22 protein-coding genes are annotated in these 21219 nt (G+C 63.8%); 10 read left to right on the top strand and 12 right to left on the bottom strand.

Annotated elements, in window-relative coordinates; all coding sequences use genetic code 11:
* Positions 1–51: 51 nt before the first annotated feature.
* Complete coding sequence (htpG, locus tag AWB66_RS04085; protein WP_087628995.1) at positions 52–1956, top strand: molecular chaperone HtpG; 1905 nt, start codon at positions 52–54, stop codon at positions 1954–1956.
* A gap of 58 nt (positions 1957–2014) precedes the next feature.
* Here htpG and AWB66_RS04080 read toward each other — a convergent pair whose 3' ends face one another.
* The gene (locus AWB66_RS04080) at positions 2015–2275 is read right to left on the bottom strand and encodes a hypothetical protein (RefSeq protein WP_087628994.1); all 261 of its coding nucleotides are present in this window, start codon (positions 2273–2275) and stop codon (positions 2015–2017) included.
* Between the two features lie 149 nt (positions 2276–2424).
* Here AWB66_RS04080 and AWB66_RS04075 point away from each other — a divergent pair, with 149 nt between their 5' ends.
* From AWB66_RS04075 to AWB66_RS04050, 6 genes are all read left to right on the top strand, one after another.
* Positions 2425–3069 carry a chorismate--pyruvate lyase family protein gene (locus AWB66_RS04075; protein ID WP_087628993.1) on the top strand — a complete coding sequence of 215 codons (645 nt, stop codon included), beginning with the start codon at positions 2425–2427 and terminating at the stop codon, positions 3067–3069.
* Positions 3069–3545, top strand: coding sequence for a DNA-deoxyinosine glycosylase (locus tag AWB66_RS04070; RefSeq protein WP_200818923.1), 477 nt, complete (start codon positions 3069–3071; stop codon positions 3543–3545). Before AWB66_RS04075 ends, AWB66_RS04070 begins: the two co-directional genes overlap by 1 nt.
* On the top strand, positions 3542–4456 hold the full coding sequence (locus AWB66_RS04065) for a class I SAM-dependent methyltransferase (RefSeq protein WP_087628991.1): 915 nt from the start codon (positions 3542–3544) through the stop codon (positions 4454–4456). The genes AWB66_RS04070 and AWB66_RS04065 overlap by 4 nt, the downstream gene beginning before the upstream one ends.
* A 268-nt stretch (positions 4457–4724) precedes the next feature.
* Positions 4725–4970 (top strand): DUF3311 domain-containing protein, encoded by a 246-nt coding sequence (locus AWB66_RS04060; RefSeq protein ID WP_087628990.1) that lies wholly within the window; start codon positions 4725–4727, stop codon positions 4968–4970.
* A complete protein-coding gene (gene mctP / locus AWB66_RS04055; protein ID WP_087629108.1) occupies positions 4970–6520 on the top strand; it encodes a monocarboxylate uptake permease MctP in 1551 nt (516 codons plus the stop codon). The genes AWB66_RS04060 and mctP overlap by 1 nt, the downstream gene beginning before the upstream one ends.
* Positions 6521–6633: 113 nt before the next feature.
* Positions 6634–7737 (top strand): FUSC family protein, encoded by a 1104-nt coding sequence (locus tag AWB66_RS04050; RefSeq protein WP_087628989.1) that lies wholly within the window; start codon positions 6634–6636, stop codon positions 7735–7737.
* 112 nt (positions 7738–7849) lie between these two features.
* Here the strand turns inward: AWB66_RS04050 and tal are convergent, their stop codons facing one another.
* The 5 genes from tal to AWB66_RS04025 form a co-directional block, all read right to left on the bottom strand.
* Positions 7850–8803, bottom strand: a complete 954-nt coding sequence (gene tal, locus AWB66_RS04045) for a transaldolase (RefSeq protein ID WP_087628988.1) — start codon at positions 8801–8803, stop codon at positions 7850–7852.
* Positions 8804–9118: 315 nt separating this feature from the next.
* Positions 9119–10324: a benzoate/H(+) symporter BenE family transporter gene (locus AWB66_RS04040; protein WP_087628987.1), complete on the bottom strand. Its 1206-nt coding sequence runs from the start codon at positions 10322–10324 to the stop codon at positions 9119–9121.
* A 71-nt stretch (positions 10325–10395) separates the two neighbouring features.
* Positions 10396–11571, bottom strand: a complete 1176-nt coding sequence (locus AWB66_RS04035) for a vWA domain-containing protein (protein WP_087628986.1) — start codon at positions 11569–11571, stop codon at positions 10396–10398.
* A 17-nt stretch (positions 11572–11588) separates the two neighbouring features.
* Positions 11589–12176 (bottom strand): GNAT family N-acetyltransferase, encoded by a 588-nt coding sequence (locus AWB66_RS04030; RefSeq protein ID WP_087628985.1) that lies wholly within the window; start codon positions 12174–12176, stop codon positions 11589–11591.
* A 36-nt stretch (positions 12177–12212) separates the two neighbouring features.
* Entirely contained in the window at positions 12213–13055 is an 843-nt protein-coding gene (locus AWB66_RS04025; protein ID WP_087628984.1) for an AAA family ATPase, read from the bottom strand.
* 333 nt (positions 13056–13388) lie between these two features.
* On the opposite strand from AWB66_RS04025, the gene AWB66_RS04020 reads away from it, so the two are divergent.
* Both AWB66_RS04020 and AWB66_RS04015 read left to right on the top strand, forming a co-directional pair.
* Positions 13389–13754 (top strand): c-type cytochrome, encoded by a 366-nt coding sequence (locus AWB66_RS04020; RefSeq protein ID WP_087628983.1) that lies wholly within the window; start codon positions 13389–13391, stop codon positions 13752–13754.
* Between the two features lie 58 nt (positions 13755–13812).
* Positions 13813–14190, top strand: a complete 378-nt coding sequence (locus AWB66_RS04015; RefSeq protein ID WP_087628982.1) for a c-type cytochrome — start codon at positions 13813–13815, stop codon at positions 14188–14190.
* A 77-nt stretch (positions 14191–14267) separates the two neighbouring features.
* Here AWB66_RS04015 and AWB66_RS04010 read toward each other — a convergent pair whose 3' ends face one another.
* The 3 genes from AWB66_RS04010 to rsxB are packed head-to-tail and all read right to left on the bottom strand — an operon-like array spanning position 14268 to position 16288.
* Positions 14268–14699 (bottom strand): DUF1841 family protein, encoded by a 432-nt coding sequence (locus AWB66_RS04010; RefSeq protein WP_087628981.1) that lies wholly within the window; start codon positions 14697–14699, stop codon positions 14268–14270.
* A 57-nt stretch (positions 14700–14756) separates the two neighbouring features.
* Entirely contained in the window at positions 14757–15401 is a 645-nt protein-coding gene (nth, locus tag AWB66_RS04005; protein WP_087628980.1) for an endonuclease III, read from the bottom strand.
* Positions 15402–15412: 11 nt separating this feature from the next.
* Positions 15413–16288: an electron transport complex subunit RsxB gene (gene rsxB / locus AWB66_RS04000; protein ID WP_087628979.1), complete on the bottom strand. Its 876-nt coding sequence runs from the start codon at positions 16286–16288 to the stop codon at positions 15413–15415.
* A 333-nt stretch (positions 16289–16621) separates the two neighbouring features.
* On the opposite strand from rsxB, the gene AWB66_RS03995 reads away from it, so the two are divergent.
* Complete coding sequence (locus AWB66_RS03995) at positions 16622–17254, top strand: TetR/AcrR family transcriptional regulator (protein WP_087628978.1); 633 nt, start codon at positions 16622–16624, stop codon at positions 17252–17254.
* A 75-nt stretch (positions 17255–17329) separates the two neighbouring features.
* On the opposite strand, the gene AWB66_RS03990 is transcribed toward AWB66_RS03995, so the two are convergent.
* The 3 genes from AWB66_RS03990 to AWB66_RS32790 form a co-directional block, all read right to left on the bottom strand.
* Positions 17330–18601 carry a polyhydroxyalkanoate depolymerase gene (locus AWB66_RS03990; RefSeq protein WP_087628977.1) on the bottom strand — a complete coding sequence of 424 codons (1272 nt, stop codon included), beginning with the start codon at positions 18599–18601 and terminating at the stop codon, positions 17330–17332.
* Between the two features lie 299 nt (positions 18602–18900).
* Positions 18901–20775, bottom strand: coding sequence for a glycoside hydrolase family 15 protein (locus tag AWB66_RS03985; RefSeq protein ID WP_087628976.1), 1875 nt, complete (start codon positions 20773–20775; stop codon positions 18901–18903).
* Positions 20759–21088, bottom strand: a complete 330-nt coding sequence (locus AWB66_RS32790) for a hypothetical protein (RefSeq protein ID WP_125469656.1) — start codon at positions 21086–21088, stop codon at positions 20759–20761. Before AWB66_RS32790 ends, AWB66_RS03985 begins: the two co-directional genes overlap by 17 nt.
* Positions 21089–21219 lie beyond the last annotated feature (131 nt).

Here is a 21219-nt window from a genome sequence, read left to right as displayed (position 1 = left end):
TTCCCGGCGCGGTCGCCGACATCATCGAAAACCCAACTAGAGGACCCGACCATGGCGCAAGAAACCATGAGCTTTCAGGCAGAAGTGAAGCAGCTTCTGCATCTGATGATCCATTCGCTGTACAGCAACAAGGAAATTTTCCTGCGCGAGCTGATTTCGAACGCGTCCGACGCCGCCGACAAGCTGCGCTTCGAGGCCATCGAAAACAGCGCGCTGTACGAAAACGACTCCGACCTGCGCATCCGCGTGTCCTACGACAAAACCGCGCGCACCGTCACCATCGACGACAACGGCATCGGCATGAGCCGCGACGAAGCGATCTCGCACCTCGGCACGATCGCGCGCTCGGGCACCAAGGAATTCTTCTCGAAGCTCTCCGGCGACCAGCAGAAGGACGCCGCGCTGATCGGCCAGTTCGGCGTGGGCTTCTACTCGGGTTTCATCGTCGCGGACAAGATCACGGTCGAAACGCGCCGCGCCGGATTGCCGGCGAGCGCGGGCGTGCGCTGGACGAGCGCGGGCGAGGGCGATTTCGAAGTCGAGGACATCGAGCGCGCGCAACGCGGCACGACCATCACGCTGCACCTGCGCGCCGATGAAGACGAGTTGTTGTCGACCCACAAGCTCAAGTCGATCATCCAGAAGTACTCGGACCACGTCGCGCTGCCGATCCTGATGAAGAAGGAAGAGTGGGACGCGGAAAAGGGCGAGATGGTCGAGAAGGACGAGGACGAGACCGTCAACCAGGCGAGCGCGCTCTGGACGCGCGGAAAGAACGACATCACCGAAGAGCAGTACACGCAGTTTTACCAGCACCTTTCGCACGATCACGACGATCCGCTCGCGTGGACGCATAACCGCGTCGAAGGCCGCAGCGAGTACACGCAACTGCTGTATGTGCCGAAGCACGCGCCGTTCGACCTCTGGAACCGCGATCACAAGAGCGGCCTGAAGCTCTACGTGAAGCGCGTGTTCATCATGGACGACGCCGAGCAACTGCTGCCGCAGTATCTGCGCTTCGTGAAGGGCGTGGTCGATTCGGCCGATCTGCCTTTGAACGTCTCGCGCGAAATCCTCCAGGAAAGCCGCGATGTGAAGGCGATCCGCGAAGGCGTGACCAAGCGCGTGTTGTCGATGCTGGAGGATCTGGCATCGTCGTCGGCGGAAGCCACCGAAGACGCCGAGAAGCAAAAGTACCCGACCTTCTGGAAGGAATTCGGCCAGGTGTTCAAGGAAGGCGTCGGCGAGGACTTCGGCAATCGCGAGCGTATCGCGAAGCTCGTGCGTTTCGCCTCGACGCACAACGACACCGACGAGCAGAACGTATCGCTCGCCGAGTACGTCGCGCGCATGAAGCCCGAGCAGACGAAGATCTACTACGTCACCGCCGACAGCTGGCAGGCCGCGAAGAACAGTCCGCATCTCGAAGTGTTCCGCAAGAAGGGCGTGGAAGTGCTGCTGCTGACGGAACGCGTCGATGAATGGATGCTCTCGTTCCTCAACGAATTCGACGGCAAGCCGTTGCAAAGCGTTGCGCGCGGCGATCTCGACCTCGGTGCGCTGAACGACGAGGAAAAGCAGCAGCAGGAAAAGGTCGGCGAGGAAATGAAGCCGCTCGTCGAGAAGATGAAGGAAGTGCTCGAAGGCAAGGCGAAGGACGTGCGCCTCACGTTCCGTCTTACCGATTCGCCGTCGTGCCTCGTCGCCGACGAAGGCGACATGAGCGGCTACCTGCAACGCATGCTGAAGGCGGCCGGCCAGCAGGCGCCGCAGATGCAGCCGATCCTCGAAGTGAACCCGGAGCATCCGCTGGTGAAGGGGCTGAACGCCGAGAACGCCAGTTTCGGCGACTGGTGTCACCTGCTCTTCGATCAGGCGTTGCTCGCGGAAGGCGGATCGCTGGAAGATCCGGCGAGCTTCGTGAAGCGCACGAACGCGTTGCTGCTGACGCGCTGAGCGGTTTCACTTCGTGATGCAAGGCGCGCTGCCGGCTGTTGCCGGCAGCGCGCTTTTTTTATTTCTTGAGCGTGCGTTCCTTGTTGGCCTGCGCGAGCACCGACGCGGCGAGCGTCTTCGTGTCTTTCGCATACTTGTCGCTGTGAAGCACTTCGCTTGCCTTGTGTTCCATTTCGGCGCTCGTCTGCTTGTTCGAGTGCGTCTGCGACAGGGCGGAGGCCGCGAGGCTCTTCGCGATCGCCGATGCCTTCGGATCGTTCAGCGTTTCCGCCGCGAGATGGGCGACCGGCTTCGACGTTTGTTTCTTGTTTTCCGACATTGCACTTCCTCTCAGAGTTAGGTGGCTCGCGTCAGCACAGGCCGCGAGTCCGGCCATATGTCCCATGACCGGCCCAGCAGTTTTCATCGCCGATATCCGCATTTCCACACGATTCGTCCTAACCCGATGACGGTTTTATAATCACCGCCATGCCGATTCCCCATGATCCCGCCGATGCCCACTGGCGCGTCGCACCGCGCGCCACCTTCACCCGCGATCAGAAAGACTGGGCGACGCGCGGTGGCTCGCTCACCGCGCATCTGCGCACGCTCGGGGCGGTGAGCGTGACGGTCGCGCGCGAAGCCGTCGACGTGCCGTTCGCCGACGAGTCTCGCGCACTGTGCATCGGAGCGCGCACGCCGTGCTGGGTGCGCGAAGTCGTGCTGAACGTGGACGGCGTGCCGTTCGTCGCCGCGCACAGCATCGTGCCGCTCGCCGAAAGCGCCGGCGTCTGGCAGGCGATGCGTTCCCTGCGCACCCGTCCGCTCGCGGAACTTCTCTACAGCGACAGCAGCGTCGCGCGTTCGGCGCTCGTGAGTCGCAGGGTGACTGCGCGGCATCCGCTGTACCGGCTCGCGCGCGGATTATTCGACGAAACCGCCGTGCACGCGCTTGTTGCGCGCCGCTCCGTGTTCGAGCGATATCGCGCGCCGCTCATGGTCACCGAATGCATGTTGCCGGCGCTGTGGTCGCGCTTGTCGTCTTCATTGCACGAATCGCATCGCGAACATTCGCGGCCGCTCGAACATCTGATTTCGCATGTGAGGCGTCCCGCGCGCCATGAGGCGAAGTGATGCTCCAGGGCTTCCCGCCGATCGCCGACGAAGCGACCCACACGCTGATTCTCGGCAGCTTTCCCGGCGTCGCGTCGCTCGCGGCGACGCAGTATTACGCGCATCCGCGCAACCAGTTCTGGCGGCTCGTCGGCGCGGTGACCGGCGAGGCGCTGCACGAACTTCCATACGATGAGCGCGTCGCGCGCCTATTGGCCCACGGCATCGGCCTGTGGGACGTGCTCGCCGCCTGCGAGCGCGAAGGCAGCCTCGATGCCGCGATCCGGCACGCGAACCCGAACGACTTCGCGTCGTTTCGCGTGCACGTGCCGCTTCTCAGGAAAGTCTGCTTCAACGGCAAGACCTCGGGCCGCTTCGAGCCGGTGATCCGCGCGGCGGGTTACGAGACGCTCGTGCTGCCGTCGTCGAGTCCGGCGAATGCTATTCTCTCGTTCGACCAAAAATTGCGCTTCTGGCGCGAGATCCTCACGACATGACGAAACTCATCAAGCGCGCGTCCGCCGAAGCGCGCGCGTTCAGCGGCAAAGATCGCGACGACAAGCATTCCAAACGCTCGAAGCGCGAACGCGAAGACGACCTCGACGACGCCCCGCGCATCGAAACGCCGCGCAAGCCGCGCTTTGCGCCCGTGACGTTCTCGGAAGAGGGCGGCGTGCGCTTCCTGCATTTCGGCACCGAATGGGTTCAGGGCGCGATGCGCCTGAAGAAGCCGAATCACATCGAACTCGAATACGCGCAGCAGATGATGTCGTGGCTGCTCTTCATCGAGACGCCGAAGCGCATCGTGCAACTCGGCCTCGGCGCCGCGGCGCTGACGAAGTTCTGCCACGCGTTTCTGAAGCGCGCGAAGGTCGAGGCGGTCGAACTGAATCCGGCGGTCGTGATCGCCGCGCGCACGATGTTCGAACTGCCCTCCGACGACGCGCGTCTCACCGTCAACGAACAGGACGCATGGGAGTTCGTGAACGATCGCGCGAATCACGGCACGATCGGCGCGCTGCAAATCGACATCTACGACGCGACCGCGCGCGGTCCCGTGCTCGACAGCGTGTCGTTCTATCGCGCCTGCCGCGCGTGCCTGACGCCGGAAGCGGGTGTCGCGACGATCAACCTGTTCGGCGACCATCCGAGCTTCGTGCGCAACATGAAGCGCCTGTCGGAGGCGTTCGACGGGCGCGTGATCGCGCTGCCCGAAGTCCACGACGGCAATCGCGTCGCGCTCGCGTTTTCGGGGCCCGCCCTCGACCTGCCATTCGCGGCGCTCGAAAAGCGGGCGAAGCTGATCGACAAGGAATTGAAGTTGCCCGCGCGCGAGTGGGTCCGGGCGCTCGCGATCAGCGAGCATGAGCGCACGGGCGAAAGCGCGCCGGAACGCTTCGTCATTTGAGCACCGAAGCCGCGCACCCAGGCGCGCCGCCGTCGCGCGCCTGATTACGGAACACTTTCACATCAGCGGAATCCCTCGGGTTCGCCCTGCTTGACCCTGTTTTAGGCGTCCATATACTCCTCGTGTTATTTTCGAGATGCTTTCCACGCGCTCCGTCTCTATCCGACGACCGGACGCGCGGCCAGCCCATTCAAAGAACAACGACCATCTTGCATGGGACCAGAGGAAGGCGCGCAAACGCCGACTCGGGTCGACAGAGGAGACCGTCATGGCTCACGAAGCTGCGACTGGCACGGGGCAACCCCGCAACAAACATTGGCTGTGGCTCCTGATCCTGCCGTGGATCGGAGTCGTCTGGGTGCCGTTCTACAACAAGCTCGAACCGATGCTCTGGGGCTTTCCGTTTTTCTACTGGTACCAGTTGCTGTGGGTACTGATCAGCGCGGTCATCACCGCCGTCGTCTATAAAAAGACCAAAGCCATCGGTACGAAGGGCAAGGGGACCGCGCGATGATGAATTCCACTGCAACTTTTGTCTTCGTGCTGTTTTTCGTCGGCGTGACGATTCTCGGCTTCATCGCCGCGCACTGGCGCAAAGGCGATCTCGCCCAGCTCGACGAATGGGGCCTCGGCGGCCGCCGCTTCGGCACGATCGTCACCTGGTTCCTGCTCGGCGGCGACCTCTATACCGCGTACACCTTCATTGCCGTGCCCGCGCTCGTGTTCGGCGCGGGCGCGACCGGCTTCTTCGCGCTGCCGTACACGATCCTGATCTATCCGTTCGCGTTCGTCGTGTTCCCGAAGCTCTGGAGCATCGCGAAGCGCCACGGCTACGTGACCGCCGCCGACTTCGTCCATGCCCGCTACAACAGCCGCATGCTCGCGCTCGCGGTCGCCGTGACGGGCATCGTCGCGACGATGCCGTACATCGCGCTGCAACTGGTCGGCATCGAAGTGGTGATCGGCGCGCTCGGCTTCGATACGAAGGGCTTCGTCGGCGATTTGCCGCTCATCATCGCGTTCGCGATTCTCGCGGCGTACACGTACACCTCGGGCCTGCGCGCGCCGGCGATGATCGCGGTCGTGAAGGACGTGCTGATCTACGTGACGATCATCGCGGCGATGATCGTGATTCCGGCGCAACTGGGCGGATTCGGGCACATCTTCGGCGTGGTCGAGCCGGCGAAGCTGCTGCTGAAGGCACCGGATGCCGCGAGCCTGAACGGCTACAGCGCCTATGCGACGCTCGCGGTCGGCTCGGCGCTCGCGCTCTTCCTGTACCCGCACTCGGTGACGGCGATTCTGTCGTCGAACTCGGGCAACACGATCCGCCGCAACATGGCGCTCTTGCCGGCGTACTCGCTGGTGCTGGGCCTCCTCGCGCTGCTCGGCTACATGGCGCTCGCGTCGGGCGTGCGCGACATGCCGGAATACGCGCCGTACTTCAAGGCCTACGGCTCGAACTTCGCGGTGCCGGCGCTCTTTTTGCACTACTTCCCGTCGTGGTTCGTCGGCGTGGCGTTCGCGGCGATCGGCATCGGCGCGCTGGTGCCCGCGGCGATCATGTCGATCGCGGCGGCGAACCTCTACACGCGCAACGTGCATCGCGAGTTCGTGAACCGCAGCATGACGCCAGAGCAGGAAACCAACGTCGCGAAGATGGTGTCGCTCTTGGTGAAGGTCGGCGCGGTCGTGTTCATTCTCGCGCTGCCGCTCACCTACGCGATCCAGCTGCAACTGCTCGGCGGGATCTGGATCATCCAGACGCTGCCCGCGCTCGTGCTCGGCCTCTATACGCGCGTGCTCGACCATCGCGGCCTGTTGCTCGGCTGGGCGGTCGGCATCGGCGTCGGAACGTGGATGGCGTTGTCGCTCAAGCTCGCCGGCTCGATCTATCCGATCCATCTCTTCGGCTACACCATCCCGGGCTATGCCGCGGTGTGGGCGCTGATCGCGAACCTGGTGGTGTCGATCGTCGTGAGCGTGCTGGTGCGCGTGATCGGCCTGAAGCGCTCGGACGACCGCACGCGGCCCGAGGATTATCTCGATGTCGTCGAAGGCTGACCGGCCGTCGCCACGCTGATCGATGTACAAAACGCCCGCAACGGAAGTTGCGGGCGTTTTGCTTTGGGCGGCCTTAGAATCGACGGCACACCAGGCCCGACCTCACCGACGCCATGCCCTCACTCGACACGCCCACGTCCCGCCGCAGTCGCGCAAGGCGCATGCTGCACGTGCTGGCGTCGCCTTATTTCCGCTACCGGCACGCGAAGCTGCTGCACGCGCTGCGCGTCTCGCTCGCGATGCTCGCGTCGATCGCGCTTACGTCGGGCATCGACATTCCGCATGGCGTGTGGGCGTCGGTGACGCTGCTCGTCGTGATCGGCGGGCTTCAGCATCACGGCAATATCCGCAAGAAAGCGGCCGAACGCGCGCTCGGCACGCTGCTCGGCGCGAGCTTCGGCCTCACGCTCATCATCGTGCAGAGCGTGTTGGGGTCGCTCATGCTGACCTTCCTGCTGATGTCGGCCATCGCGGGCGCGTGCGCGTATTACGCGATCGGCAAGGCGGGCTACGTCGCGCTCCTGACCGCGATCACGATGGTGATCGTCGCGGGCCACGGCGACCTGCCGATCGACGTCGGCCTGTGGCGCACGGCGAACGTGCTGATCGGCATCGTGATCGCGCTCGGTTTTTCGTTCGTGCTGCCGCTCTACGCGACGTACTCGTGGCGCTACCGGCTCGCGGACAACATGCGCGAGTGCGCGCGCCTCTACGCCGCGATCATCGAAGGCCGGCCGATCGACCCCGACGAACTGACGCAGCGCTTTCTCGTGATGAGCCGGCGCCTCGTGCAGTCGCGCTCGCTGATGGAGTCGGTGGCAAAGGAAATCGACGTGCCGGTCGCGGCGCTCGATGAAATCCAGCGCCTGCACCGGTCGATCCTCGCGGCGCTGGAAATGCTGGCGAGCTCGGGTCCGCTCGACGCGCACATGGCACCCGACGAGCAAGCCGCCTGCACGGCGGAAGAGCGCGCGGTACGGCAGACCTTGCTGCTGATGGCGCGAGCGCTGCGTTTCGGCCGCGTCGGGCTGCTGCACGCCGCCGCCTACACGCTGGACGTGAAACCCGGCATGGATGCCGCGCATACGGACCCGGACGCGCACGGCATGCACTGGCTCGCGATGCGGCTCGCGGAACAGGTGAACCGTCTGCGCCTGCGGCTGATCGAGATCGAGCGGCACTGGAATATCGAAGGCGCGCAGCCGTTTTTCCGCTGAGCGTCTGAGGCGGGCCACCGCGCGTTGCCGGTTCGCCAAACGGGCCCCGATGCGGCGATGCATCGGGGCCCGTTTGATGGACGGCAGCAGGGCGGGACGCCCCGCGAAAACCTTACTGCAGCGCCGCGATCACCTTTTCGAGCTTGATCGCATCGGCGGCGAAGTTGCGGATGCCTTCCGCGAGCTTTTCGGTCGCCATTGCGTCGTCGTTGAGGGCGAAGCGGAAGCTCGGTTCATCGACGGCGATCTTTTCGATCGGGTCGTTCTTCACCGCTTCCGGCGAGAGCTTGCGCTCGATCTTGTCGTTGCTCTCGGCGAGCTTCTTCAAGAGGTCGGGGCTGATCGTGAGCAGGTCGCAGCCGGCGAGTTCGGTGATCTGGCTGACCGTGCGGAAGCTCGCGCCCATCACTTCCGTGTTGTAGCCGAACTTCTTGTAGTACGCATAGATCTTGCGCACCGACTGCACGCCCGGATCGTTCGCGCCGCCGTTTTTCACCTCGTCCCATTCGGCGCCCGCCGACTTCTTGTACCAGTCGTAGATGCGGCCGACGAACGGCGAAATCAGCTTCGCGCCGGCGTCGGCGGCGGCGACTGCCTGCGCGGGGGCGAACAGCAGCGTCATGTTGCAGTTGATGCCTTCCTTTTGCAGTACTTCCGCCGCGCGCACGCCTTCCCAAGTGGAGGCGAGCTTGATCAGCACGCGCTCGCGCTTGATGCCGGCGTCTTCGTAGAGCTTGATGAGTTCGTGGCCCTTGTCGATCGACGCCTTCGTGTCGAACGAGAGGCGCGCATCGACTTCGGTCGACACGCGGCCCGGGATGATCTTGAGGATTTCCGTGCCGAACGCGATCAGCAGACGGTCGATGATCTGGCCGACCGGCTTGCCCGCGTGTTCCTTGACGGTCTTCTCGAGCAGCGGCTTGTAGTCGTCCTTCTGCACGGCCTTCAGGATCAGCGACGGGTTGGTCGTCGCGTCGCGCGGCTTGAACTGTTCGAGTTGCTGGAAGTCGCCCGTATCGGCGACGACGGTGGTGTATTGCTTGAGCTGGTCGAGAGCGGTAGTCATATCGGGTCGTCGGCGCTAGCGCCTTGTCAAAGTTGCGGATGCCCGCGCAGCGTGCGCGCGTTCAGCGTGTGTCCGCGTTGAACATCATCTGCGATGCCGCCCGCGCCCTGCGGGCCGGCGGCTCGCCCCTCGGTGTCCTTCTGTCACTTCACCTGTCACCTTTCGTCACTCATTCTAGACCCGCGCGCACCGTTCGCGCAGAGACCCTGCGGAGCACGCCCGTTCGACACGTCCTCGCAATAGGCGTTCAACGTGTGAGGATTTCGGGGCGGAACAGGATTTCGGAGCGTTCCGAGGGTGCGGCGCGCGGGAAAATCAGCGCCGCGCGTTCAGTACGACCTGCGTGACGACGCCCGCGACCAGTCCCCAGAACGCCGGACCGATCGAAGCCAGCGTCAGGCCCGAGGCCGTCACCATGAACGTGACGAGCGCCGCTTCCCGCTGTCGCGCGTCGTGCATCGCGTTGGCGAGGCCGCTCATGATCGAGCCGAAGAGCGCGAGCGCGGCCACCGAGACGACCAGCGCCTTCGGAAACGCCGCGAACAGCGCGGCGATCGTTGCGCCGAATAGGCCCGCGAGCAGATAGAAAATGCCGCACCAGACGGCCGCCATGTAGCGCCGGTCACGGTCCTCGTGGGCTTCGGGGCCGGTGCAGATCGCCGCCGTGATCGCCGCGAGATTCACGCCGTGCGAGCCGAACGGCGCGAGCACGAGCGACGCGAGGCCGGTCGTCGCGATCAGCGGGGCGGCGGGCGTCGAATAACCGTCGGCGCGCAGCACGGCGACGCCCGGCACGTTCTGCGACGCCATCGCGACGACGAAAAGCGGAATGCCGATGCTGATCGTGGCCCCGAGCGAAAAGGACGGCATCGTGAAGACGGGATGCGCGAGCGCGACGTGGAAACGGCTGAAATCGAGCAGTCCGAGCGCGCCCGCGACCGAGATGCCGGCGACGAGCGTCGCGGGAATCGCATAGCGCGGCGCGAGGCGTTTCGCGAGCAAGTAGGCGAAGAACATCGCGAGGACGAGCGCCGTCTGGAACTGCGCCGCGCGGAAAATCTCGATGCCGATCTCGAACAGGATGCCCGCGAGCAGCGCCGAGGCGATGCCGGCGGGAATTCTCCTCATCAGCGTGTCGAAGAGGCCGGAGAAGCCGGCGACCGTCAGCAGCACCGCGCAGACGACGAAGGCGCCGATCGCCTCGGAATACGTGACGTTCGGCAGCGACGTGACGAGCAGCGCCGCGCCGGGCGTCGACCATGCGATCACGATGGGCGCGCGAAACCGCAGCGACAGGCCGATCGTGCAGAGCGCCATGCCGATCGAAAGCGCCCAGATCCACGAGGAAATCTGGGCGTCGGTGAGATGCGCGGCGCGGCCCGCCTGGAACATCAGCACGAGCGAACTGGTGTAGCCCGTCATCATCGCGACGAAACCGGCGACGAACGCGGAAAGCGAACTATCGGAGAAAGGGCGCAGCGGTTGCGGCGCGAGGGCAGGGGCGTTCGGCGGCGGATTCATGCGTCGGGATCGATGCGAAGCGGCGAAAGCGCGATGTTACGCGTTCGCGGCGCGCGCCGGCAACGTCCGGTCTACTTCGACAGCGCCCGCATCGCGGCTTCGAGGCCGGCCATGGTGAGGCCGTACATCCGGTTGCCGAGGACCTGCCGGATCACGGAAATCGACTGGCGGTATTCCCAGAGCCGCTCCGGCTCGGGATTGAGCCACGCGTGACGCGGGAACTGGTCCGCGAGACGCCTCAGCCACACCGCGCCGGCTTCCGCGTTGTTGTATTCCACTGATCCGCCCGGCTGCAGCACTTCGTAGGGGCTCATCGTCGCGTCGCCGACGAAGATCAGCTTGTAGTCCGCCGTGAACTTGTGCAGCACGTCGAAGGTCGGCGTGCGCTCGCCGTGACGCCGACGGTTGTTCTTCCACAGGTAGTCGTAGACGCAGTTGTGGAAATAGAAGAACTCCAGATGCTTGAACTCGGCCTTCGCCGCCGAGAACAGTTCCTCGACGCGCTTGATGTGATCGTCCATCGAGCCGCCGACATCGAGCAGCATCAGCACCTTCACGTTGTTGTGCCGCTCGGGCACCATCTTGAGATCGAGCCAGCCGGCGTTCGCGGCGGTGCTGCGGATCGTGTCGGGCAGGTCGAGCTCCTCGGCCGCGCCCTCGCGCGCGAAACGGCGCAGGCGCCGGAGCGCGATCTTGATGTTGCGCGTGCCGATTTCGACCTGGTCGTCGTAATCGCGATACGCACGCTCGTCCCACACTTTCACCGCCGTGCGATTGCCCGACGTTTCCCCGCCGATGCGGATGCCTTCCGGGTTGTAGCCGCCGTGCCCGAACGGCGACGTGCCGCCCGTGCCGATCCACTTGCTGCCGCCTTCGTGACGCTCCTGTTGCTCCTCGAACAGCTCCTTCAGGCGCTCCATCAGCTTGTCGAGGCCGCCGAGCGCCTCGATTTTCTTCTTCTCCTCGGGCGTGAAGTCGCGCTCGAGACGCTTTTTCAGCCAGTCGAGCGGCACGTCGAACGCGGCTTCGTCGATCTTCGTCACGCCGTGGAAGTACGCGCCGAACGCCTGATCGAACTTGTCGAAGTACTTTTCGTCCTTCACGAGCGTCATGCGCGCGAGGAAATAGAACTCGTCGAGCGACGGCGCGATCACCTGCGCCTTCAGCGCTTCGAGCAGCGTCAGGTATTCCTTCACCGACACCGGCAGCTTCGCGCCGCGCAACGAGTAGAAGAAGTCGATCAGCATGGCGTGAACCTCGCGGGTTAGCCTTCGAGCCGGTACTTGAGGTGCGTGCGCACCGCAGGCCATTCCGACTGGATGATCGAGAACACGACCGTATCGCGAAACACGCCATCCTTGACCTGGTGATTGCGCAGGATGCCGTCCTGTTTCGCGCCGAGCCGCGCGATGGCGGCGCGTGACTGATGGTTCATGAAATGTGTCCGGAATTCCACGGCGATCGCGTTCAGCTTTTCGAACGCGTGCGTGAGCAGGAGCAGCTTGGCTTCGGTGTTGAGCGCCGTGCGCTGCACGCGTTTCGCGTACCACGTATGGCCGATTTCGAGCCGGCGGTTCGTTTCATCGACATTGAAATAGCGCGTCGAACCGACGACGTCGCCCGTCTTCGCGTCGATCACGGCGAACGGATGCGCGCCCTGCGTGTCGCGCATCGCGAGCGCGGCGTCGATCCACGCGCGCGTCCTCGCAGGCTCCGGCACGCTCGTGTACCACAGCTTCCACAGCTCGCCGTCGGCGGCAGCGGCGGCAAGCGCCTCTTCGTGCTCGACCGACATCGGAACGAGCTTGACGTGTTCTCCGGACAGCGTGACGGGTTCGATCCAGCGGCTCATGCGTTCAAACTCTCTCAGGAAGTAAAAGGAAGGCGCTCAGCGGTTATTGCGGTTCATGTACAGGAGCCGCTCGAAGAGATGCAGGTCCTGTTCGTTCTTCAGCAGCGCGCCATGCAGCGGCGGCACGACCTGCTTCTGGTCGGTCGAGCGCAGCGCGTCCGGCGGGATGTCCTCGGCAAGCAAAAGCTTGAGCCAGTCGAGCAGTTCGGAGGTCGACGGCTTCTTTTTCAGCCCCGACACGTTGCGCAATTCGAAGAAGCTCTGCATCGCGGCGGCGAGCAGGTCCTGCTTGATGCCCGGAAAATGCACCTCGACGATCTCCTTCATCGTCGTCGCTTCCGGGAACTTGATGTAGTGGAAGAAGCAGCGGCGCAGGAACGCGTCGGGCAATTCCTTTTCGTTGTTCGACGTGATGATGACGAGCGGCCGATGCAACGCCTTCACGAGCTGATGCGTCTCGTAGACGTAGAACTCCATGCGGTCGAGTTCGCGCAGAAGGTCGTTCGGGAATTCGATGTCGGCCTTGTCGATCTCGTCGATCAGCAGCACCGACTTCTCTTCGGCCTCGAACGCCTGCCACAGCACGCCCTTCACGATGTAATTGCGGATCTCCTTCACGCGCTCGTCGCCGAGTTGCGAGTCGCGCAGGCGCGAGACCGCATCGTATTCGTAGAGACCCTGCTGCGCTTTCGTCGTCGACTTGATGTGCCATTGCAGAAGCGGCATGCCGAGCGCGGCCGCCACTTCCTCGGCGAGCATCGTCTTGCCGGTTCCGGGCTCGCCCTTGATGAGCAGCGGGCGTTGAAGCGTCATCGCGGCGTTGACCGCGAGCTTGAGGTCGTCGGTGGCGACGTATTGCGATGAGCCTTCGAAACGCATGGCAAAGAGTCCGGTGGAAGAAAAAAACCCAGTATAAGTCAGATGGGGTGTTGCCATTGACAGCCGCCGCTTATCCTGTGAGCCGCCGTCCGGGACGCTCGCGGGCCGCTTTCGGTGCGTCGCCGCGGGCGGTGGCTCGAGCACGCGTGTACGCCCGTTCTGTGGACGGAGGATAGGTCGCGCGGTACAATTAGCGCGATTTTTTTGGTCTAGATCAAGGCCTGGAAACAAACAACAGTCCCGAGAAGGTTGTGATGAACTCGGCGTGGGTCGTGGGCCTCGGGTCGGACGGCGGGCGCGTCGAATTTCCCCTCATGCTAGGTTAGAGAAGCTATGAACAAATTCATCGGCAAATGTGCCGTGATCGCAGCGCTGTCGGGCCTCGCCGGCTTCGCGACCCAGGCATCGGCCGATGTCGTCGGCAACGCGAAGGCGGCCGAGGGCAAGGTGGCGATGTGCATCGGTTGCCACGGCATTCCGGGTTACCGCACGGCGTATCCCGAGGTCTACAACGTTCCGATGCTGGGCGGCCAGAACGCCAGGTACATCGAGAACGCGCTGCATGCGTACAAGAAGGGCGACCGCCACTTCGACACCATGCGCGCCATCGCCACGACGCTGACCGATCAGGACATCGCCGACATCGCCGCGTATTACGCCGCGCAAACCCCCTCTTCGAAGAACAATCCCGACAAGTGATCCGCGCACCTCAGGCGCCAGTCACTCGGCAATCCAATTTCGCGGGATAGGAGAATTCATGAAGCCATCCAAGGCACTTCAGGCAGTGTTCAAGGCAGCGTGCGCGGCGGCGCTCTTCGGCATTGCATCGATGAACGCGGCGCACGCCGCCGATGCAGCCAACGGCAAGGCGCTGTCCGACAGCCACAATTGCGCGGCCTGCCACGGCCCGAACCTCAATCAGCCGGTGAGCGGCGAATATCCGAAGCTCGCGGGCCAGCATGCGACCTATGTCTACTGGGCGCTGCGTCAGTACCAGATGGGCAACGGCAATCCGAACTTCGGCCGCAGCAACGCGATCATGGCCGCACAGGTACAGAACCTGTCGCAAAGCGACCTGAAAGACCTCGCGGCCTACATCGAATCGCTGAACGGCAGCCTCGTGCTGAAGAAGTAAGCGCGTCTTTCCCCGGCTGCAGACGACGACACCCCGCATCGCGGGGTGTCGTCGTTTACGGCGCCGGCGTGTGAACCTCAGTCGCGCGAAGCGCGCCGCTCGATCAGCGCGAGATAGGCGTCGGTGTCGGGCGGCGTGCCGGTGCGCTGCGCATCCCAGATGATCTGGCCGAGGCATTCCATGATCGCGTGCTGCGCGTCGTGCGTCGAGCCGACCCGCGCGACGAGTTTCTCGTGCGCGCGCCGGATGCCCGGCGGCTGGTCGATCGACAACTGTTCGCTGATCGCGAGATGCATCGACAGATGCAGGAACGGATTCGTCTGGCCGCGTTCGGGCGAATAGTCGGCTTGGCTCGCGTCGGGATCGGCGAGTTCCTGCTGGTATTCGGGATGCTCGACGATCCAGTCGGCGGCGATGCTTTCCAGCGGCGTCAGGATTTCGCCCGCGCGCTGCTTGCGCCAGGTCTCGGTGAAGAATTGACGGACTTCGTCGCGGCTGGGATTGAACATGCGGCAGGGGTTTTAAGGTTTCAGACCGCCATTTTAAGGCGCGTCGCTAGTCTTCGCTCAGAGCACCGGCGCGGGCGTCTTCGGACGGAATTCACACAGCGGCTCGATCGCGCAATGCCAGCATTCGGGCGTGCGCGCCTTGCAGACATAGCGGCCGTGCAGGATCAGCCAGTGATGGGCGTCGTGCAAATACTCCTTCGGCACGAACTTTTCGAGCGCCGTTTCGACCGCGCGCACGTCCTTGCCGGGCGCGAGTCCGGTGCGGTTCGCGACGCGGAAGATATGCGTGTCGACGGCGATCGTCGGATGGCCGAACGCCGTGTTCAGGATCACGTTGGCGGTCTTGCGGCCGACGCCCGGCAGCGATTCGAGCGCCTCGCGGTCGTCGGGCACCTCGCCGCCGTACTGGTCGATGAGAATGCGGCACGTCGCGATCACGTTCTTCGCCTTCGTGCGATAGAGGCCGATCGTGCGAATGTAGTCGGCGACGCCTTCCTCGCCGAGCGCGAGCACCTTCGCCGGCGTGTTCGCGACGGGAAACATCCGGCGCATCGCCTTGTTCACCGAGACGTCGGTGGCTTGCGCCGACAAGAGGACCGCGATCAGCAGTTCGAACGGCGAACTGTATTCCAGCTCGGTCGTCGGATGCGGGTTGAGACTCCTGAGCGTCTCGAAGATGGCACGGCGCTTGTTCGCGTTCATCGCACGCCCGGTCAGTGGTCGGATTCGTTCTTCTCGCTGACGCCGCCGAGACCGAGGCGCCGCCGGCGTTCTTCGGCGGCATCGATCTGCGCCTGCACGTCGGCGCTCACGCGCTCGGTATTCTTGGGCCCGGCGCCGAGCGTCGCGAGTTCTTCCTTCTTCTTGCGCGCCCGTTCGAGCGCGGCCTGGATGATCGCGCGTTTCTTGGCTTCGGGGTCGTCGGCGACGGCGGGCGCGGCGGCCGGCGCCGTCTGCGCATCGTCTGGCGCGTGCGATGCGGGGCGCTCGGCATGCCGTTGCGCCTGCCGAGCGGCGGCGCGAGCAACGGCTGCCTCGCGCTCGCGCGCCTGACGCGCGAGACGCCGGTCGTGACGCTCGCGCGCGGCGTCGGCCTGATCCTGCGTCCATGCATCCCAGCCCGTTGCATCGAGGGTGACGGGGATCATCGCGATGCAGTCGACAGGGCAGGGCGGCACGCACAGGTCGCAACCGGTACAGAGCGCCTCGATGACCGTGTGCATTTGCTTGGCCGCGCCGACGATCGCATCGACGGGACACGCCTGCATGCACAGCGTGCAACCGATGCACACGTTCTCGTCGATCACGGCAAGCGGCCGCGGCCGCTCGACGCCGTTCTCCGGGTTCAGCGCGATCACCGGCTTGCCGAGCAGGTGCGCGAGCCGCGCGACGCCTTCGATTCCGCCCGGCGGGCACTGGTTATAGTTCGCATCGCCCGCCGCAATGGCTTCGGCATACGGCCGGCACGCGGGATACCCGCACTTGGTGCATTGCGTCTGGGGCAGCAGATCCTCGATGCGGTCTGCGAGCGTCTCTCGGGCGGTTACGGTCACGTTCACGTTGGGGGCGGTCGCCAGGCGCACGCGCATGGGCGCATCTGGAACAAAAGGGCATCGACATGCATTGCCGCGATCGACGCGTATCGACTTGCATCGGCGCGCAAGCTTCGCGTTCGTGTTGACACTGCGGGGAGCGGCGCGGGCTCTTGCTCCCGCGCTCGGGCTAAAGGCGCCATTATCTACCAATTCCCTTTCAATCCCAATTGCCAATAGGCAATCGATGTGCGCATAATCGAAGCGCTTTTCCGATTGACCGCAGGACGGTGTTCCCCAATAACCTTGGCGCGCCCGTTCACGTCATGTCTCCCTCGACACGGGCCGCGTGACGCTATTCGGATAACGCGGCTCTCGAATCATGCCACCATGAATCAGCCGAAAATCAAAAGAGATCCTGAAGGCACCCGCCGCCGCATATTGCTGGCAGCCGCGGACGAGTTCGCAGCCGGAGGTCTGTTCGGCGCACGCGTCGATCAGATAGCCCGCCGCGCCGAAACCAACGAGCGGATGCTCTACTACTACTTCGGCAGCAAGGAGCAACTGTTCACGGCCGTGCTTGAGCACGCGTTCGGCGCGCTCATGGACACGGAGCGCACGCTCGACCTCGACGGCATCGCACCCGTCGAAGCGATGACGCGGCTCGCGCATTTCGTCTGGGATTACTATCGCGATCACCCGGAACTGCTGCGCCTGATCAACAACGAAAACCTGCACGAAGCGAGATATATCAAGGGGTCGACGCGCATCCGCGAATTGATCTCGCCGCTTGTCGCAACGCTCGCGGGCATTCTGGAACGCGGCGCAAAGGCCGGCTTGTTCAGGACCGACGTCGATCCGCTCAAGTTCTACGTGACGCTGTCAGGTCTCGGCTATTACATCGTGTCGAACCGCTTCACGCTCGAAGCGACTTTCGGCCTCGACTTCAGCCAGCAGGAACAGCGCGACGAAGTCGTGAAGATGAACACGGAGCTTTTGCTCGCGTACCTGATGCGGCGGTAAAGCGCTCGCGGGCTCAAAAAACAAACGCCGCGCTGGGGAACAGCGCGGCGTTTGTCTTATACAGGCTTCGCGCAATTACGCGAGAACCGGTTCGCGCTTCGGCGCCTTGTCGTGTTCGAGGATGAACTCGCGCAACTGCGGATACACCATCGTCCGCCAGCGGCGTCCCGAGAAAATGCCGTAGTGACCGGCTTTTTCGGCGGTGAAGTGCTTCTTGTTCTTCGCCGGAATGCCCGTGCACAGGTCGTGCGCCGCGCGCGTCTGGCCGCAACCGGAGATGTCGTCGAGTTCGCCTTCGATCGTGAAAAGCGCCGTCGTCTTGATGTCCTGCGGGCGCACCAGTTCGCCGTTCACATCCCACGTGCCTTCCGCCAGGCGGAATTCCTGGAACACGATGCGGATAGTTTCGAGGTAATACTCAGCGGCCATGTCGAGCACGGCGTTGTATTCGTCGTAGAAGCGGCGATGTTGCTCGGCATCGTCGTCGTCGCCGCGGATCAGGTTCTGATAGAAGTCCCAGTGCGCCGTCAGATGGCGCTCCGGATTCATCGCGACAAACCCGGCATGCTGCAGGAAACCCGGATAAACCTTGCGTCCGACCCCTGGATAATTTGCCGGTACCGTGTAAATCACGTTGTTCTCGAACCACTCGTAGGAGTGCTCGTTCGCCAGCGAATTCACGGACGTCGGGCTGCGGCGCGCGTCGATCGGACCGCCCATCATCGTCATTGTGCGCGGCGTGTCTTCGCCGCGCGACGCCATCAGCGAAATGGCGGCGAGCACCGGCACGGTCGGCTGGCACACCGAAATCACGTGCAGATCGTTCGCGCCGATATGTCGAATGAATTCCTGGATGTACTCGACGTAGTCGTCGAGATGGAACGCGCCGTCCTCGAACGGCACCATGCGCGCGTCGATCCAGTCGGTGATGTAGACCTTGTGATCCTGCAGGAGCGTCTTGACCGTGTCGCGCAGGAGCGTCGAGTGGTGGCCGGAGAGCGGCGCGCAGACGAGCACGACCGGCTCGTCCTTCATGCTTTTCACGGCCATGCTGTCGTCCGCGTAGCGCTTGAAGCGCAACAGGCGGCAAAACGGCTTCTCGACGACCGTCTGCTCGACGATCGGAATCTTGTGGCCGTCCTTCTCGATCTGATGGATCTCGAACTCGGGTTTCTCGTAGTCCTTGCCGAGCCGGTAGAGCAGCTCGTAGCCGGCGGCGAGGCGGCTGGAGCCCGGCACGTACGCTAGCGGACTGGCCGGATTGAGAAACGACTTCGACGCGGCTTGAGCCCATGCCGTCAGGGGATACAGCATGGCTCGCTGGAATTCGTGAAATTGATAGAGCATGTTTGCCCCGTGTAAAACCGGTGACGCCCGTGTTACCCGCTCATCGCGGTATGCGCCCGGCGATTAGCCTCTTACGGCAGTCAATGATGCAGCGGTAGCTTACGAACTACAGGTCCAACTCGACTCCTGGTTATCGGCAGTACGGCTCAAGACTTGCGAAGTCGGAAATATTGACTTCATTCGCGTCTTCAACTATACGCCCGGTCGGAACTTATTCCGCATTATCAACTAGGGCAGTGTCATTGTGCAATGCAACAAACCGTTGCACAACTGGCGATTTCCCGATCCTGTGATTAGTCTTACAACCTGCTTTCGAGCGACGCCGCCGATTCGCCGGCTTCGGCCGGATGATCGTGCTGGCCGGCTGGCTGACCGGTCGCGCGGGCGATCTCCTGCTCTTGGCGCATGAGATTCATGCCAGTGTGAACGAGCGCAACATGGGAAAACGCCTGTGGGAAATTGCCGACAAGGCGTTTCGCCACCGTGTCGTATTCCTCGGATAAAAGCCCCACGTCGTTCGACAGCCCGACGAGGCGCTCGAACATCGCGTGCGCTTCGTCGAAGCGGCCCTGCAGCGCCAGATTGTCGACCAGCCAGAAGCTACAAGCCAGAAACGTGCCTTCACCGGGCGGCAGGCCATCGTCGACTTCGGTCGTGTGGTAGCGCTTGACCAGTCCATCATGGGTGAGATCGGTTTCGATCGCGTGTACGGTGCCGATCACACGGGGATCATCCGGCGGCAGAAAGCTGAGCAGCGGAATCAGGAGCAGGCTCGCGTCGAGGGCGTCGCCGTGATAGGCCTGCACGAACGAGTTCATCGATGCGTTCCAGCTTTTCTCGCAGACATCCGCGTGAATCTGCGCCCGCAACGCGCGCCAGTGGTCGAGCGGGCCGGGCAGGTCGAACATTTCGGCCGACTTGATCGCGCGGTCGTACGCGACCCACGCCATCACCTTCGAGAACGTGAAGTGCTGGCTTCCGCCGCGCACTTCCCAGATGCCTTCGTCGGGTTGCTGCCAGACGGTTTCGAGGTGCTTGAGCATCGCGCACTGGATCGACCACGCGGTTTCGTCGCTCTGCAGGCCGCCGACGCGCGCGAGATGCAGCGCGTTCATCACTTCGCCGTAGACGTCGAGTTGCAACTGGTTGACCGCGCCGTTGCCGATGCGCACCGGCGCCGCGCCTTCGTAGCCCGGCAGCCAGTCGACGATCCATTCCGGCAGACGCCGCTCGCCCGCGATGCCGTACATGATCTGCACCTGCTCGGGTGAGCCCGCCATCACGCGGCCGAGCCACGCGCGCCACGCGCGCGCTTCGTCGTAATAGCCGCCGCGCATCATCGCAAGCAGCGTGATGGTCGCGTCGCGCAGCCAGCAATAGCGATAGTCCCAGTTGCGCGTGCCGCCGAGCTGCTCGGGCAGCGAAGTCGTCGGCGCGGCGACGATGCCGCCGGTCGGTTCATACGCGAGCGCCTTCAGCGTGATCAGCGAGCGGCGGATCGCGCCCGCCCATTTGCCTTTCAAGTCGCTTTGCGCGGACCACTCGCGCCAGTGGTTCTCGGTGCGCGCGAGTTGCGTGTGTGGATCGTGCGCGGGCGGCAGCCGCAGATGCGATTGCGAATAACAGAGCGAGAACGGCACGCGCTCGCCTTTCGCGACGGTAAAGCGCGCGACGGTCTTCATGTTCTCGCCGACGAGATCCACGGGCGTGCGCAGGACCGCGAGGTCCGGGCCGGCGATCGCCTTGATCCCGCTCTCATGCGTGAGGCGGCTCACCCACGGCACCGACGAACCGTAGTCGAAGCGCAGGACCAGTTCGGTTTTCATCGGCACGACGCCGCGCCGGCCGATCACGATCCGCACGAGTTCCGAATGCCCGTTTCTCGCCGGCATGAAATCGACGATCGTCACGGCGCCGTCCGGCGTTTCGAAATCGGTTTCGAGGATCAGCGTGTCGCCGCGATAACGGCGCCTGATGACGGGGTCGGGCGCATCGGGCGGCAGGTCCGGCGCGATCAGCCAGCGGCCGTGCTCAGGCGTGCCGAGGAGCGCGGCGAAGCAGGCGCCGGAATCAAAACGCGGCCAGCAGAGCCAGTCGACGGAACCGTTGCGGGAGATCAGGGCGGCCGTGTGGCCGTCGCCGACCATGGCGTAGTCTTCAATCGGTGAGGGCATGGCGATACGAGCTCTCTTCTTCTTGCGGCGATACGCAGACAAAGCGCGGCGCCACGAATTGTTCGACGCGCCGGCGAAGCGAGCCGACGCGCATGAAACGCCTTTCGAGCCGCATTCTGCCGCAATAGTTCGGAGTCGGCTGCAAACCCGCGCGAACCGTGCGTGACGAAGCGTCACGAATCTGACGCACAAGTGCTTGGAAAATAATTGGACAGCACTTTAGAATGAAGATTGGCAAGGACGTTTTGCGCGCGCGCTTTCTGCTCGCCTCCCGCACGCTTTTTAGCTTTTCGCGCGCTCCGGGCCGCTTCATATACCGCGTCACCTACCGCTTTTCATGCGCATGCCTTTTCGAAGCATCGAAAATTCCTGGCGGCGCATCGCTGGTCTTCAAATCGTCGTTTGGACAATCCGTCTTCAGCGTACCGTTTTCGAGGAACAGAA

This window comes from Caballeronia telluris (genome assembly GCF_001544495.1).
GTDB lineage: Bacteria > Pseudomonadota > Gammaproteobacteria > Burkholderiales > Burkholderiaceae > Caballeronia > Caballeronia telluris.
This window is presented reverse-complemented; position numbering and strand designations above follow the sequence as displayed.

Bases quoted from the DNA above. Each gene is read 5' to 3' on its own strand.
- htpG (WP_087628995.1), top strand. From the start codon at position 52: ATGGCGCAAGAAACCATGAGCTTTCAGGCAGAAGTGAAGCAGCTTCTG.
- AWB66_RS04080 (WP_087628994.1), bottom strand. From the start codon at position 2,275: ATGTCGGAAAACAAGAAACAAACGTCGAAGCCGGTCGCCCATCTCGCG.
- AWB66_RS04075 (WP_087628993.1), top strand. From the start codon at position 2,425: ATGCCGATTCCCCATGATCCCGCCGATGCCCACTGGCGCGTCGCACCG.
- AWB66_RS04070 (WP_200818923.1), top strand. From the start codon at position 3,069: ATGCTCCAGGGCTTCCCGCCGATCGCCGACGAAGCGACCCACACGCTG.
- AWB66_RS04065 (WP_087628991.1), top strand. From the start codon at position 3,542: ATGACGAAACTCATCAAGCGCGCGTCCGCCGAAGCGCGCGCGTTCAGC.
- AWB66_RS04060 (WP_087628990.1), top strand. From the start codon at position 4,725: ATGGCTCACGAAGCTGCGACTGGCACGGGGCAACCCCGCAACAAACAT.
- mctP (WP_087629108.1), top strand. From the start codon at position 4,970: ATGAATTCCACTGCAACTTTTGTCTTCGTGCTGTTTTTCGTCGGCGTG.
- AWB66_RS04050 (WP_087628989.1), top strand. From the start codon at position 6,634: ATGCCCTCACTCGACACGCCCACGTCCCGCCGCAGTCGCGCAAGGCGC.
- tal (WP_087628988.1), bottom strand. From the start codon at position 8,803: ATGACTACCGCTCTCGACCAGCTCAAGCAATACACCACCGTCGTCGCC.
- AWB66_RS04040 (WP_087628987.1), bottom strand. From the start codon at position 10,324: ATGAATCCGCCGCCGAACGCCCCTGCCCTCGCGCCGCAACCGCTGCGC.
- AWB66_RS04035 (WP_087628986.1), bottom strand. From the start codon at position 11,571: ATGCTGATCGACTTCTTCTACTCGTTGCGCGGCGCGAAGCTGCCGGTG.
- AWB66_RS04030 (WP_087628985.1), bottom strand. From the start codon at position 12,176: ATGAGCCGCTGGATCGAACCCGTCACGCTGTCCGGAGAACACGTCAAG.
- AWB66_RS04025 (WP_087628984.1), bottom strand. From the start codon at position 13,055: ATGCGTTTCGAAGGCTCATCGCAATACGTCGCCACCGACGACCTCAAG.
- AWB66_RS04020 (WP_087628983.1), top strand. From the start codon at position 13,389: ATGAACAAATTCATCGGCAAATGTGCCGTGATCGCAGCGCTGTCGGGC.
- AWB66_RS04015 (WP_087628982.1), top strand. From the start codon at position 13,813: ATGAAGCCATCCAAGGCACTTCAGGCAGTGTTCAAGGCAGCGTGCGCG.
- AWB66_RS04010 (WP_087628981.1), bottom strand. From the start codon at position 14,699: ATGTTCAATCCCAGCCGCGACGAAGTCCGTCAATTCTTCACCGAGACC.
- nth (WP_087628980.1), bottom strand. From the start codon at position 15,401: ATGAACGCGAACAAGCGCCGTGCCATCTTCGAGACGCTCAGGAGTCTC.
- rsxB (WP_087628979.1), bottom strand. From the start codon at position 16,288: ATGCGCGTGCGCCTGGCGACCGCCCCCAACGTGAACGTGACCGTAACC.
- AWB66_RS03995 (WP_087628978.1), top strand. From the start codon at position 16,622: ATGAATCAGCCGAAAATCAAAAGAGATCCTGAAGGCACCCGCCGCCGC.
- AWB66_RS03990 (WP_087628977.1), bottom strand. From the start codon at position 18,601: ATGCTCTATCAATTTCACGAATTCCAGCGAGCCATGCTGTATCCCCTG.
- AWB66_RS03985 (WP_087628976.1), bottom strand. From the start codon at position 20,775: ATGCCCTCACCGATTGAAGACTACGCCATGGTCGGCGACGGCCACACG.
- AWB66_RS32790 (WP_125469656.1), bottom strand. From the start codon at position 21,088: ATGAAGCGGCCCGGAGCGCGCGAAAAGCTAAAAAGCGTGCGGGAGGCG.